This window comes from Aquamicrobium soli, assembly GCF_042646345.1.
Taxonomy (GTDB): domain Bacteria; phylum Pseudomonadota; class Alphaproteobacteria; order Rhizobiales; family Rhizobiaceae; genus Mesorhizobium; species Mesorhizobium soli_A.
Genome location: NZ_JBHRTK010000016.1, coordinates 150,499 through 162,959, shown reverse-complemented (window position 1 = coordinate 162,959; position 12,461 = coordinate 150,499). Strand labels below are relative to the sequence as shown.

The following is a 12,461-nucleotide window of genomic DNA, read 5'->3' as shown; positions in this document are numbered from 1 at the left end:
GCTAGCATAGGGCGGCATCGCCGTCGGCCCAAAGAGATCGACACGACAGTCCATCTGAACTAACGTATGCGCCGAATAACGTCCATTCGAACCGTTATACTTATGTCAGAAGACCAGTTGGACCGCATCGACCGCAACATCCTCGTCGCCCTGCTGCGCGACGGCCGCCTTTCCATGGCCGAACTCGCCCAGCGCGTGGGCCTGTCGAAGACACCCGTGCAGGCTCGGGTGAGGCGTCTCGAGAAGGACGGCTTCATTCGCGGCTACCAGGCCATCATCGACCGGGAGCGCATGGGCGAAGGCCATGTCGCCTTCGTCCAGGTCAAATTGTCGGATACACGCTCGGCGGCGCTCGACGCCTTCAACCGCGCAGTCCAGGGCATTACCGAGATCGAGCAATGCCACATGATCGCATCGAGCTTCGACTATCTGCTCAAGGTGCGAACCCGCGATATCGCCGCCTATCGCCGGGTGCTGGGAGAGCGCATCTCCGCCCTGCCCCACGTCGCGCAGACCTCGACCTTCGTGGCGATGGAAACGGTGAAGGACAAATAGGCTACAGGACGAGGTTGAACACCACCGAGTCGGTGCCGGCAGCAGCCGAAATGCCGATATGCAACTGCCACCAGCCATCCATGGTGAATTTCAGCCCCTCGATGCGGTAGCGCCCCTTTCCGAGGTAGTCGCTCGCCTGCGGGCTGCTGGGCAGGCCGTGGCGATGCTGCGGCATGCCGCCCGAGATGTCGATGGCGGCATATTCGACGGGCTTGCCGGCGGCCGTCTTCACCGTCAGCAGCCAGGAATGCGCCTCGCCGGGCTTGATGCGGCCCCCCTCCGGCTCGAGCGTGACCTGATAGAGGCCCTGTTGCGAAAGTCCGCTGCGCCTGAGGCTTGACGAACCGTTCGACCCCCACGCGAGATAGGCGACTACCGCAACGAGGGCCGCGAGCGCCAAAGCCGGCAGGATATGGCGCCACCCAATGGTCAAATCCGCACCCTTCGCCCAAATGACAGGCTGCCGTATCGGGCAGCGCCCTGCTCTACCCGCGCAGTGCGACGGCACGATAACGGGACGGCTCGGTGCCGCGCCGGCGCCTGTTCCATATAGGTAAAGCGGCCGGCATTCGAAAGCCTCGCCGTTCGGTCCACAGGAAGCGGCTCAGGGCATCCGGAAGCGGTATTCGGTGACGTGATGGTATTTTTCGCCGGCCAGCAGCGTCGCCTGCGGGAAATAAGGGCGGTTCGGCGCATCCGGCCAGACCTGCGGTTCGAGGCACAGGCCGGAAAACGGCCGATAGCCGAGGCCGCCAAGGCCCGGCCCGGTGGTGGCGATATATTGGCCGCTATAAAGCTGCACGCCTGGTTCGGTCGTCCACACTTCCATCTCGATGCCGGAGGCCCCGCCCTGTACCCATGCGGCTTGCCGCAACGGCCCGCGGCAGGAGGCAAGGCACAGATTGTGGTCGTAGGCCACTTGCTCGCCCTCGATCTCCATGCGCAGCGGGCGCGCCTGGCGGAAATCGAAGGGCGTGCCGTCGACCGGCACGACCCTGCCGGTCGGGATCGCCTCGCCGTCGACCGGGAGGTAGGCGGCGGCGTTGAGCATCAGCCGATGGTCCAGGATGTCGCCAGCCCCGCCATTATCGAGGTTGAAGTAGGAGTGCTGGGTGAGGTTGCACAGCGTCGTCTCCTCCGCAGTAGCGGTAAACTCCACCGACAGCGTGCCGGGGATCTTCAGCCGGTAGGTGCAGGTGACGTCCAGCGCGCCGGGAAATCCCATCGAGCCGTCCGGGTCGTGCAGCGAGAGCGTGACAAAATCCCGGCCATGCAGCGACACCGTCCACGACCGGCGCCCGAAACCCTCCGAGCCGCCATGCAGCGTATGCTTTCCGAGGAAATTGCGGTCGGCCTGGTGCGGCTCGCCGGCAAGCGAGAAACGCCCGCCGCCGATGCGGTTGGCATAGCGGCCGACCGCGACACCGAAATAGCAGCTGTCGCGCTCGTAAGCCTCCAGCGTGTCATAGCCGAGCACCAGCGGCGCGTCGTGCTCGACGAGCCGCAGGTCCTGGAGCGCGGCACCCCAGCCGATGATGTTGGCGCTAAGTCCGCCGCCCCTTATCGTGAAGCGGCGGACGACCTCGCCCGCCTCCGTCGTGCCGAAGACCTCGCCGTCCTTCATGCCGCCATCCAACCCGCGCCGGGATCAAAGGCCAAGGCCGCCGATGCAGACATATTTGGTGTCGAGATAGTCATCGATGCCCTGATGCCCGCCCTCGCGGCCGAGGCCCGATTCCTTGACGCCGCCAAACGGCGCCTCCGGCGTGGTGATGATGCCCTCGTTGATGCCGACCATGCCGTATTTCAGCCCTTCCATGACGCGGAAGGCCCGGCCGAGATCGCCGGTGTAGAAATAGGAGGCAAGGCCGAATTCGGTGTTGTTGGCGAGTTCGATGGCTTCTTCCTCGGTCTCGAACTTGAACACCGGAGCCAGCGGCCCGAAAATCTCGTCCTTCATGAACATCATGTCGGTGGTGGCGCCGGAAATGACGGTGGGCTCGAAGAAGGAGCCGCCGAGCTTGTGGCGCTTGCCGCCGGTCACCACCTTGCCGCCCTTGGCCGTGGCGTCGGCGATGAATTCCTCGACCTTTTCCACCGCCTTGACGTCGATCAGCGGCCCCTGCTGGACGCCGTCGTCCAGGCCCGAGCCGACCTTCAACGCCTCGCTCGCCTTGGCCAGCTTCTCGACGAAGGCGTCGTGGATGCCTGCCTGCACGAAGAAGCGGTTGGTGCACACGCAGGTCTGGCCGGAATTGCGGTACTTCGCGGCGATGGCGCCGGCGACCGCGCGGTCGAGATCGGCGTCGTCGAACACCAGGAACGGCGCGTTGCCGCCGAGTTCCATCGACACTTTCTTGACGGTCGAAGCCGACTTCTCGATCAGCATCTTGCCGACCTCGGTGGAGCCGGTGAAGGTGATCTTCTTGACGATCGGGTTGGCGCAGATCTCGTCGCCGATCTCGCCGGCCGAGCCGGTGACGATGTTGACGACGCCTTTTGGAATGCCGACCTCCTCGCACAGCGCGCCCCAGGCCAGGCCGGAATAAGGCGTCTGCGAGGCCGGCTTGACCACGGTCGTGCAGCCGGCGGCGATCGCCGGCCCGAGCTTGCGAGACAGCATCGAGGACGGGAAGTTCCACGGCGTGATCGCGGCGATGACGCCGACGGGCTCTCGCGTCACCAGCACGCGCCGGTCGGCCCATGGCGACGGCACCACGTCGCCATAGGTGCGGCGCGCCTCCTCGGCGAACCACAGCACGTAAGCGGCGGAAGAGCCGACCTCGCCGCGCGATTCGGTGAGCGACTTGCCCTGCTCCATGGTCAGCAGCTCGGCCAGCGCTTCCTGGTTGTCCATGATGGCGTCGTGCAGCTTGCGCAGCAGCTTCGAGCGCTCCAGCGCCGAGGTCTTGCGGAAGGAAAGGAAAGCTTGTTGCGCGGCCTCGATGGCGCGCCGCGTCTCGGCCTTGCCGACTTTCGGCACCGTGCCGAGCTTGAGGCCCGTCGCCGGATTGATCACGTCGACGGTCAGGCCGGAATCGGCCTGCACCCATTCGCCGTTGATCAGGTTGGCCTGCCGCATGAAATGGCTGGTTTTCTGAAGCATGTTCCTCACCTCTTCTCGGCGTTCGGCCGCCGCATGGAAATCGGTACCGCCCGGGACCGGAGAGCGGCCACTCAATAGCGCGGGTCACGCCCGCCGGACAATCGTCGCCCCGACTGTAATCGCTGAGCCAGCCGCAGTCGAGTTTCAACGCGCGGACGGTTGCGACGGAGGCAGGAACAAGGAAGGCGCAGGTCGGAATCCAGGCATGCACCAGTTGGGGCTTTCCGCTCGGATCGATCCTAAGTCTTTGATTTTTGTGGCGATCCCGGCAGGACGGCTATTTTCCTTGCCTGTCAAGGGGTTAGCGGAAAGTGGGACGTCGAAATTTCTCAATGTTTTCAAATGCGAAGGATTGGGCTTTGCCCCACTTTTGCGCACAGGATTCGATCGACGATCCCGCCGATTGGCCTATGACGCCTATTTGACCTGCAATGCGTCACGAACAAACTTGTCTAGAGATCGGCCACCGGGAGAATGGGCAATGGATGCGTATCTGTGGGCCAGATGGACCGGAATCAGGGCATCCGAATACAGGTCCGTCTGCATCATCTCGATCAGCGAGAGCATCAGCGAGATGTCATCACCGTAGTGCTGCAGATTGGAGTTGTCAACAATTTGGCAAAGTAAGACTCATTAATAGAATTCGTTTCGAACATTTGGCGTATAGATCTGAAGTGATATTTATCAATCCAAAATATATATCGACATGGTTGGAGTTGTATTCGAAGGATGATCGATGCCATAGATAAATAAAAGCGGTTTATTTGCTTCAGATACTATGCCTAGGCTTGCACGCGTGCATGAGGCTCATCTGGGTTGATTGAAAGTAGGAGAGAGACGGTGACGCGCAGAAAGTGGATAGTTGATAGCGTACGCGGTGGCCCGAAAGAAGATCCAGCGCCATCGCGCGGCACACCAACTGGTCTTGTCCGGGCGATGGCAAAATCCCTCGATATATTGGCGAGCGGGTCGGGACATCAGTTGACCCCATCGCTGCTCGCTCACACCAACGGCCCCAGCATCGCTCCCCAGATACTGGCGTTCGCCACCCGCGAAACGGCAAACTGCTCCGGCGGACGCAGCTGTGCCAGACTCTACCTGGCTCTTCAGGGAATGGCCGTTCCACTTCGACATACCACCACCGGCATGGACCTGACACGTCTTGAATGGTGGTTGCATGCAATGGCTGAACATGCCGCCGGCCGATGGGGAGGCAATGGAGATGGCGTGAAGGCCATCGCCGCTGCGCAGCCAGAGATTTGGGAGCAGGCGCAGGCTGCCACGGCCGCCTGGAAAAAGACCTAACAGCAGCAGGAGGTGCGCTTGCAGTCTTTAGAAAAGGAAGACGCAAGACAGGAATGATTCCGGTGTCGCTGAAAAAGGGGCCAGACGCCGCGCTGAAAGGCAGAGGCGGCGAACCACGTTGGTCTCGCTCGAAAAATGATCACGAGCTGAAGAAGCGTTTTTGATCAGATGAGTGATTGGGAGAGCATGTCATGCAATCACCTCCACCACTGAATCGCCAGCAATCTGGCGACACAACGCACGTTTGTGGATCGCGTCCGGCAACTCAGAAGCGCCTCTTATCCGCCCATTCCAGCGCCTCTCGTCGCGGACGATCATCCGATCCGAGCATCCCATTGATACAGTCAACACCTACTCTCCGGAGCCTTTCGGTTCCACGTTTTGCGCTTAGACGTAGCGAAGCAGCTGCCTCCCTCGGGATATCTGACACACTCTTCGATAACTGGATACGCGATGGGCGCATGCCCAAGGGTCGAAAGATCGATGGCGTCGTGTTGTGGGACACCAGGAAAATCGCCGCTGCATGGGATGCGTTGGCGGATGAGGATATGCGTTCCAACCCATTTGACAGGGTAGTGGTATGACCAAGAGTCGCCTGCAGTACCTGTCGCACGACTATGATCGTCACGGCAACCTTCGTACCTATGTCAGGCTTCCTGGAAAGCCCAAAATCCGGATCAAGGAGGTCTTCGAGGACGAGAATGGCTGTATTACAGAGGAGTTCATGGCCGCATATAGGCTAGCGGTGAGCGGGAATACTCCCGCCACTGCGAAGCCAATTAAGAAAGTCGAACGAAGCTTTAATTGAATCGTTGATAAATACTACAGATCAAGTGAGTGGTCTTCCCTCGCGCCGGAGACGCAAAAATCGAAGAAGTCGATCCTCGATAAATTTCTCGAGACGGCGGGTAATCTTCCATTTGAGATGTATCGCCAGGATGACCTTATCAAGAGCCGCGACAAGCGAAAAGAAACGCCTGCCGCCGCAGACAATTTTGTAAAGGTGATAAAGCGAATCTTCAATTGGGCCATCGAACAGAAAATAACCACAGTAGCCAATCCCGCCTATAAGGTGGCGAAGATATTCAAATCAGAGGGACATCATACTTGGACGCCGGCGGAGATAGAAAAATTTCGCAGCCACCACCCGATCGGCACCCAAGCTCGAGCAGCTCTAGAGATGCTAGTTGGGCTCGGCGTGAGACGGTCAGACGTCGTTCGACTAGGACCGCAACATGAGGATCGAGGATTGCTAACTTTTATAGCGTGGAAAAACCGCAACCGGTTTCCGGTAGAAGTGATGGTTAGGATCCCAAAAAAAATGCGCGAGGCATTGGACGCCGCAATTACTGGTACGACAACTTATCTGGTCAATGAAGCGGGCAAGCCATACAGCGTCGCCGGTTTCGGGAATCAGTTCAAGAATTGGTGCATCGAAGCCGGGCTGCCGCATTGCAGCTCTCACGGATTGCGAAAGGCGGCTGCGGTGGACCTTGCAGAGAAAGGTGGTTCTAGTGAAGAGCTCAAGGCAACATTCGGTTGGCTGAAGGGGGAAACGGCCGAGGGCTATACCCGCAAAGCTCGGAAACGAATCCTCGCTGAGAATGCCGCTCGCCGTCGGCGACAATCACCTGACGATCCGGATTAATGTCCCACTTTTCGGTAGTCTTGTTTGACGGTGGGGCAAATAAGTGAATAAATGAAGGAAATTCAAAGGTATATAAATAGTTGGCGATCCCGGCAGGATTCGAACCTGCGACCATCGGCTTAGAAGACCCTTGCCACCCGTTATTATGTCGTATCACGGCCTGTCGTAGCTTACCCAACATATTGAAAAGCCAGGGTTTATGCCGCAGGCATGCTATTGCAGCTTATCACCAGTTGCACATTGGCGTGCCGACACGGTGCTGACACAGGGCAGTAGCGGCGCGCTCTAAAAGAGGAGCAAATCTACATGCCTAAGATGAAGTTGACAAAGACCTCGGTCGATGGCCTAGAGCCGCGTGAGAAACCTTGGATCATGTACGATCAGGAGATCAAGGGTTTCGGTGTCCGTATCGGCCGGAGCGGCCATAAGGCATGGATCGTCGAGTATAGGCCAGGTGCTGGCGGGCGCGGCGTGTCGACGAAGAGGCTAAAGCTTGGCGATGTGACTGTTCTCACGCTGGATAAGGCCCGCACAGCAGCCAAGACAGCATTGGCGAAGGCGCGGCTAGGTGACGATCTTGCCGACCAACGTGAGAAGGACCGGTCGATGCCGACCATCGCGGAGTATTCGGCGGTCTTCATGAAAGACCACGTAGAAGCGAAGAGGAAACCGAGAACGGCAGAAAAATACCAGGATCACTTCGATCGCTTGGTCAATCCCCAAATCGGCAACACGAAGCTTCACCTGTTGACAGCGAAAGACGTGACCGGTCTGCATTTGAGGATCGGGCGGGAAAATGGCCAAGCGACCGCGAACCGGGTACTCACGACGCTCTCCAGCATGTTCGGTTACGCTGTGCGGATAGGAGGGTTTACATGCCCGAATCCGATCAAGAACATCGAACGGTTCAAAGAGAGCTTTCAGGAACGCTATCTATCCTCGGAAGAGCTTGCGGCAGTCGGTGCTGCACTCATTGAGGGCGAAAGCGTTGGTATTCCGTGGGATGTGGATGAAACAAAGCCTACCGCCAAGCACATTCAGAAGAAGAACCGCCTCACGTTCATCGATCGTTTTGCGGCTGCCGCCACCGCCGTCGCCTGCAGTCGCCTGCGGGTAAACAGCAACTGGCGCGATCATGTCCGCGAAGGGGCGCGGCAGTTGCTCATCCTCATCGGCGGCGGGGGGATCACGACACTGCTCAGGCAGGAGCTGGAATCTGAACATTACTGGGTGCGCCACACAGGATTGAACTGGGCCTTCGTGCGCCGGGACGACGGGATTATCGAGCGGCTCGCGGCCATCGCTCGCCGGCCGATTCCGCGTGACGCAAACGGAAAACCGGAATCCGAGCCATATCTCGAATTCCACCAAGCGATGTGCCGGCTTGCAGCGCTCGGCGCTGACTCAATCTTGGTCGATATCCTTCTGGAAACCGGAGTGACGGAAGTCCCCGTCGATCTTGCCAGCCTGAGGGCGCATCAAGGGCCACTGCCGAGCGTGCTCACTGAGAAGGCTGCCGCGACGCTGGCGAACGAGGCAGCGGCCGAGAACGAGTTGCGCATTGCCCTCGTGATCGCTTGGTTAAGCGGCAAAGCCGATCTTATACCCGCTGTACGCGAAGTGATGCGGAAGGCTGATCCGGCAAGCAGTGTGGCGGGATATGCCTGCATTGCGCTTCATGAACTCGGCGACGAGTCGGAGGAATTCGCACGGCTCGCCTCCAAGCTCGCCCGGGCAAAGGAAAACGCGCATTGGGCGCTCAATGCACTGGCAAACCTAGGTGACCGCGGCACGGACCTGCTTTTGGAATGGTTGCAAAGTCCGGAAACGGCTTTGCGGGCCGACTATGAAGACTTCGTGATCCGTGTGCTGTACGCACATTCGGCAACACGAGCGCAGGCTGTCGCTGCTGCCGTGGCAGCCTGCCTTCGTAACCGCCGCCTTGGCGATGCGCCTTTTGACATCGCTGCGGAAGCCACCGATCCGACCCTGCGGGACCAGATTCTCGACAAGGCGTTTGCCGTTCGCTCCTTCATCGTGACAGAACCGCTGCACGCAATCGAAGGTCTTGCGAAGTTCGACATGGTGCGCGCCGTCGACGCAATCGAATTGGCTCTTCAATCCCACCCGAAGATCGAGCGTCAGCTATGCCGGCTGCTCGTTCGCCTCGCTCCGGAGGCAGCGCCGGAAAAGCTGATCAACGCTGCCGTTATGACAGAGCGGGAGTCCTGGCTAGGACACATTCTGACCGATGAGTTGCCCGCTGTGTTTGAGCAGCACGCCAACGAAGCGCTCAGGCAACGAATACAGCGTGAGAAATAGTATCCGCTCATTCCAAAGAATGTCCGCTCCAGGGAACACCGGGCAGCTCCCGTTGTCTTGAAAGGGGGCGCTAAGCGTTCGTCTAGTGACTGCAGCACCGATGCCCGTTTCTGGGTGCGGGCAACGTGCACAACGCTGCCGCTGATAGGAAGCCACCCTTACGCCCGCTTCTGGGTCGAGACAGCCGTTCCCGGATCGTCCGAAATGGGGGCGTGTTGCAGCCATTCGAGACACAACACTTTTTGACGCCCGACTTTCTGGCGTCCAAAAAGGATTCGGCTATAACGAATCCATGCATATGCGGCTTCTGCTAGACTTAAAGGCTGATCGGCCGGTTAGCGAAGGATGCGGGCACGCTGTAGCGGTTGCGCTCAGCGCCGCGATCGATCGACCGGACCGCTTTCAGCTGAATGAAGGCGTTAACTGATGCCAGCGCGTTATCAGCCTAGCGAAAACCAATATTTTCGGGGTCCTGCTCCGCCGTAAAAGATCACGAATCCCGAGAGTTTGCCTTCCGCACACCGCTTGGTGCCGATTCACAGAAACCGAGATCAATAATATCGATAGCTTGCAATCGGCTGTAACGAAGGAATATTGTCCTATCGCCCGCAACCACTGCCGCCAAGCCGATCCATTCATTCAGCAGCGCCGCGGCATCAGGAAGTGCGGTCACTGCGCAGCCCGCTGCTGAACGGTGTTCTCCAGCCGCCATTCGGCGGACGCCGTCGGCGAGGTCGGAAAACTGACAACAATCCCCCATAGCGGTATGCCGGGCTCAAGGCCGGCATTGGCCGGATCTATCGGGTAGAGGATGAGAAGGCCGCGCCGCGGGTCCTCACCGCGGACTCTGCGAATCCAGGGACCGGCTGGACGGTCAGCGGGCTGCTCACCTTCTTCGGCGAGCACCCGGTCAGTCTCGAATTGTGCGCGGGCGAACTGATCGTCAGATAGATCAATAGCCTCATCAAGCGGGCTGAGGATCGACTTGGTGATGAATCGTGCTGGCGTCGACCGCGAGATCGGCGAGCGTCGCACGCCGCGTAGCGTGTACCCGGCCACTTGAACGTTCACCCCGACACCGGCAGGCACGAAGATGGTCCAGTTGGTCAGTTCACCTTGCTCAAGCTGCGCCGTAATGTAAGCCGCCATCCGTTTGCCGTCGACATCGCTGCTCTCTGGTGGAAACGCCAGCTCATCGAGCAAGGCAGCAATCCGATTTGCCACGGACATTGCGCCAAAGAAGTCCTGCCGCCGCCGGCCGATTTCCGGGCCGGGGAGGATCAGCCTGCGGTTCACCGAGTTCGAGCAGCAGCCCGTCCACGGCCGGGGCATTAGCTATCACGGTATCTGTAGTGCTCGTTATTCAAGATGCCGGCGACACGCACGGAATTCTGGTCCACGAAGATCGCCGCGAACCGTAAGCGGGACGGGATCGCGACGGTGGCGCTGGCAGGGCTCGGATGGCGTAGCCTCTGGATCTGGGAATGCGCCCTGAAGGGTCGCGGCAGGCTTCCCATGGATGTTCTGGCGGGCTAGGCTTCGTCATTCATCCGAAGCAATACCGGATTCCAGGAATCACCGAGGCACCTACGGCGCAGCCAGATAGAGCGGGCGACGATGAGTGATAGCAGGCCGGTCGACCCTACGGACCGTCAACTTGCTAAAACGTGACAGCAGGATGAAGGAGCGTCCGACTGATTCGAGGATCGCGGACCGGTAATTTTCCGCATGCCCTCACATTCACATTTGCGTGAAGGGGACCCCGCCTCGCGTGCCGACATGGTGCTGACACAGCCGATTTTTTAGCGCGATCAGTTCAGATGCGATAACAAAAAACTCAAGAAAACCAATTGGTTAATGTGGCGATCCCGGCAGGATTCGAACCTGCGACCATCGGCTTAGAAGGCCGGTGCTCTATCCAGCTGAGCTACGGGACCCCATTGTAGCCGCCGCGGGGCGGCGGCCCGCCTTAAAGTCAGTGCGTCCAGGGCGTCCGGCGGTCATAACGGAAATTGTCCGAATAGGAAATCTGACGCCGCTTGGCTTCCTTCGGCTCATCGATGCGATAGGCGAGGCCCTGTTTCTGCGCATAGGCGACGGCTTCCTCTCGAGTGGGGAAAACCAGCCTGATCTGGCTGCGCATGTCGCCAGAAGACGTGTAGCCCATCAGGGGATCGATCTTCCGCGGCTTCTCGGGGTCGAATTCCAACACCCAATAACCGGTCTTGCCCTTGCCGGACTGCATCGCCGTCTTGGCCGGGCTGAAAATGCGGGCGGACATGAAAACCTCGTCGCTGACCTGATGGTGTCGCCACCATTCTATAGATGCCGGTGCTTACCGTCCAATTGAAGCGACGGCAAGGGCGGCGGTTTTTACACTTGCTTTGCCGCAGCTAAATCAATAGCAACACGTCGGTTCGGAGTGTAGCGCAGCCTGGTAGCGCATCTGGTTTGGGACCAGAGGGTCGGGAGTTCGAATCTCTCCACTCCGACCAATATCCCACACACCTCAGCACAAGCGGCGCGGCGCTTTCCTCCACACGGATTTCCGAAGACGGTTGTGGTGGGCGGGGAGGGTATCGAACCCTCGACCATTCGATTAAAAGTCGAATGCTCTACCACTGAGCTACCCGCCCGCCTCGCTTGATTCTCGCGCCGCAACGCCGGCGAGCGGCTTTACTTGCAATGCGCACGCCCCGGACGGAACCGGATGCGCGATCGGTAGAATTGCGAGCCTTCGCGGGAGCCGGCAGGCACCCGCAAAAGTGGGCGGAACATAGGGAGACAGGTCGATGCGGTCAACCGGAAAAACAAACCTGTCCGCTTGATTGAGCCGGCAGTTTGAAAGACCGCTGTGCCCCTGATGCCGGCGCCTGTATTCCCTTCGATTTCAGGCCTCAGATTGCAACCCGGTAACGTCACGGCTAGCCGGGAACAATTATGGCGTATATCCGTTGTCGTGCGAAAGGGACCAATTCTTTTCAGGAGAAGATGATGAAGAAAATCATGTCCAGTGTTTTGGCCACCATTTTATCCGCATCTTTCGTCGGAGCGGCCGCGCTGCCTGCGAATGCTGCCTCGATCTATGTCCCGCAGGCGACTACGGCCCGTTCTGACGTCGTGCCGGTCGTCGATACCTATATCATCCGCAGGGATCGCCATTACCGGCGCGACCGCAGGAACTGGCGGCGTCACCACTCCCCCCGCGTACGCTACTGGCGTGGCCATCGCGGCTATGACCACTATCGTCCAGGCTACCGCCGCCACGGCGACTTCTGGTTCCCGCTCGCCGCCTTCGCCACCGGCGCCATCATTTCGGGCGCCATCGCCAACAGCAACCGGCCCGTCTATTCCGGCGGCGATGCCCATGTGCGGTGGTGCTACGAGCGCTACCGGTCCTACCGGGCCTCGGACAACACCTTCCAGCCCTATAACGGGCCGCGCCGCCAGTGCATCTCGCCTTACTGAGCGAGACCCGTAGAATAACGAAAAGCCCGCGCGATATTTTTTGCGCGGGCTTTTTCT

The 12,461-nt window shown here is 59.6% G+C and carries 11 protein-coding genes and 3 tRNA genes; 7 read left to right on the top strand and 7 right to left on the bottom strand.

What is annotated here, in order from left to right; translation table 11 throughout:
* Positions 1-102: 102 nt before the first annotated feature.
* Positions 103-555: an Lrp/AsnC ligand binding domain-containing protein gene (locus ACFOHJ_RS17360; protein WP_378222668.1), complete on the top strand. Its 453-nt coding sequence runs from the start codon at positions 103-105 to the stop codon at positions 553-555.
* A 1-nt stretch (position 556) separates the two neighbouring features.
* Here ACFOHJ_RS17360 and ACFOHJ_RS17355 read toward each other — a convergent pair whose 3' ends face one another.
* The 3 genes from ACFOHJ_RS17355 to ACFOHJ_RS17345 all read right to left on the bottom strand — a co-directional run bounded on the left by ACFOHJ_RS17355 (position 557) and on the right by ACFOHJ_RS17345 (position 3,661).
* Positions 557-988 carry a FixH family protein gene (locus ACFOHJ_RS17355; protein WP_378222665.1) on the bottom strand — a complete coding sequence of 144 codons (432 nt, stop codon included), beginning with the start codon at positions 986-988 and terminating at the stop codon, positions 557-559.
* A gap of 171 nt (positions 989-1,159) precedes the next feature.
* Entirely contained in the window at positions 1,160-2,179 is a 1,020-nt protein-coding gene (locus tag ACFOHJ_RS17350; protein ID WP_378222662.1) for an aldose epimerase family protein, read from the bottom strand.
* 24 nt (positions 2,180-2,203) lie between these two features.
* Positions 2,204-3,661 carry an NAD-dependent succinate-semialdehyde dehydrogenase gene (locus tag ACFOHJ_RS17345; RefSeq protein WP_378222659.1) on the bottom strand — a complete coding sequence of 486 codons (1,458 nt, stop codon included), beginning with the start codon at positions 3,659-3,661 and terminating at the stop codon, positions 2,204-2,206.
* An 840-nt stretch (positions 3,662-4,501) separates the two neighbouring features.
* Here ACFOHJ_RS17345 and ACFOHJ_RS17340 point away from each other — a divergent pair.
* From ACFOHJ_RS17340 to ACFOHJ_RS17325, 4 genes are all read left to right on the top strand, one after another.
* A complete protein-coding gene (locus ACFOHJ_RS17340; protein WP_378222656.1) occupies positions 4,502-4,966 on the top strand; it encodes a hypothetical protein in 465 nt (154 codons plus the stop codon).
* Between the two features lie 580 nt (positions 4,967-5,546).
* The gene (locus tag ACFOHJ_RS17335; RefSeq protein ID WP_378222653.1) at positions 5,547-5,774 is read left to right on the top strand and encodes a hypothetical protein; all 228 of its coding nucleotides are present in this window, start codon (positions 5,547-5,549) and stop codon (positions 5,772-5,774) included.
* Between the two features lie 117 nt (positions 5,775-5,891).
* Positions 5,892-6,614, top strand: a complete 723-nt coding sequence (locus ACFOHJ_RS17330) for a tyrosine-type recombinase/integrase (protein ID WP_378222651.1) — start codon at positions 5,892-5,894, stop codon at positions 6,612-6,614.
* A 306-nt stretch (positions 6,615-6,920) separates the two neighbouring features.
* Complete coding sequence (locus ACFOHJ_RS17325; protein ID WP_378222649.1) at positions 6,921-8,936, top strand: integrase arm-type DNA-binding domain-containing protein; 2,016 nt, start codon at positions 6,921-6,923, stop codon at positions 8,934-8,936.
* A 669-nt stretch (positions 8,937-9,605) separates the two neighbouring features.
* On the opposite strand, the gene ACFOHJ_RS17320 is transcribed toward ACFOHJ_RS17325, so the two are convergent.
* The 3 genes from ACFOHJ_RS17320 to ACFOHJ_RS17310 all read right to left on the bottom strand — a co-directional run bounded on the left by ACFOHJ_RS17320 (position 9,606) and on the right by ACFOHJ_RS17310 (position 11,217).
* On the bottom strand, positions 9,606-10,232 hold the full coding sequence (locus ACFOHJ_RS17320; protein ID WP_378222646.1) for a hypothetical protein: 627 nt from the start codon (positions 10,230-10,232) through the stop codon (positions 9,606-9,608).
* 564 nt (positions 10,233-10,796) lie between these two features.
* A tRNA-Arg gene (locus ACFOHJ_RS17315) sits at positions 10,797-10,873 on the bottom strand.
* A 38-nt stretch (positions 10,874-10,911) separates the two neighbouring features.
* On the bottom strand, positions 10,912-11,217 hold the full coding sequence (locus tag ACFOHJ_RS17310; RefSeq protein WP_378222644.1) for an ETC complex I subunit: 306 nt from the start codon (positions 11,215-11,217) through the stop codon (positions 10,912-10,914).
* Positions 11,218-11,354: 137 nt separating this feature from the next.
* Here ACFOHJ_RS17310 and ACFOHJ_RS17305 point away from each other — a divergent pair.
* Positions 11,355-11,431, top strand: a tRNA-Pro gene (locus ACFOHJ_RS17305).
* A gap of 66 nt (positions 11,432-11,497) precedes the next feature.
* On the opposite strand, the gene ACFOHJ_RS17300 is transcribed toward ACFOHJ_RS17305, so the two are convergent.
* Positions 11,498-11,572, bottom strand: a tRNA-Lys gene (locus ACFOHJ_RS17300).
* Positions 11,573-11,930: 358 nt separating this feature from the next.
* Here ACFOHJ_RS17300 and ACFOHJ_RS17295 point away from each other — a divergent pair.
* Entirely contained in the window at positions 11,931-12,404 is a 474-nt protein-coding gene (locus ACFOHJ_RS17295; RefSeq protein ID WP_378223047.1) for a BA14K family protein, read from the top strand.
* Positions 12,405-12,461: the final 57 nt, after the last annotated feature.

Bases quoted from the DNA above. Each gene is read 5' to 3' on its own strand.
- ACFOHJ_RS17360 (WP_378222668.1), top strand. From the start codon at position 103: ATGTCAGAAGACCAGTTGGACCGCATCGACCGCAACATCCTCGTCGCC.
- ACFOHJ_RS17350 (WP_378222662.1), bottom strand. From the start codon at position 2,179: ATGAAGGACGGCGAGGTCTTCGGCACGACGGAGGCGGGCGAGGTCGTC.
- ACFOHJ_RS17345 (WP_378222659.1), bottom strand. From the start codon at position 3,661: ATGCTTCAGAAAACCAGCCATTTCATGCGGCAGGCCAACCTGATCAAC.
- ACFOHJ_RS17335 (WP_378222653.1), top strand. From the start codon at position 5,547: ATGACCAAGAGTCGCCTGCAGTACCTGTCGCACGACTATGATCGTCAC.
- ACFOHJ_RS17330 (WP_378222651.1), top strand. From the start codon at position 5,892: ATGTATCGCCAGGATGACCTTATCAAGAGCCGCGACAAGCGAAAAGAA.
- ACFOHJ_RS17325 (WP_378222649.1), top strand. From the start codon at position 6,921: ATGCCTAAGATGAAGTTGACAAAGACCTCGGTCGATGGCCTAGAGCCG.
- ACFOHJ_RS17310 (WP_378222644.1), bottom strand. From the start codon at position 11,217: ATGTCCGCCCGCATTTTCAGCCCGGCCAAGACGGCGATGCAGTCCGGC.
- ACFOHJ_RS17295 (WP_378223047.1), top strand. From the start codon at position 11,931: ATGAAGAAAATCATGTCCAGTGTTTTGGCCACCATTTTATCCGCATCT.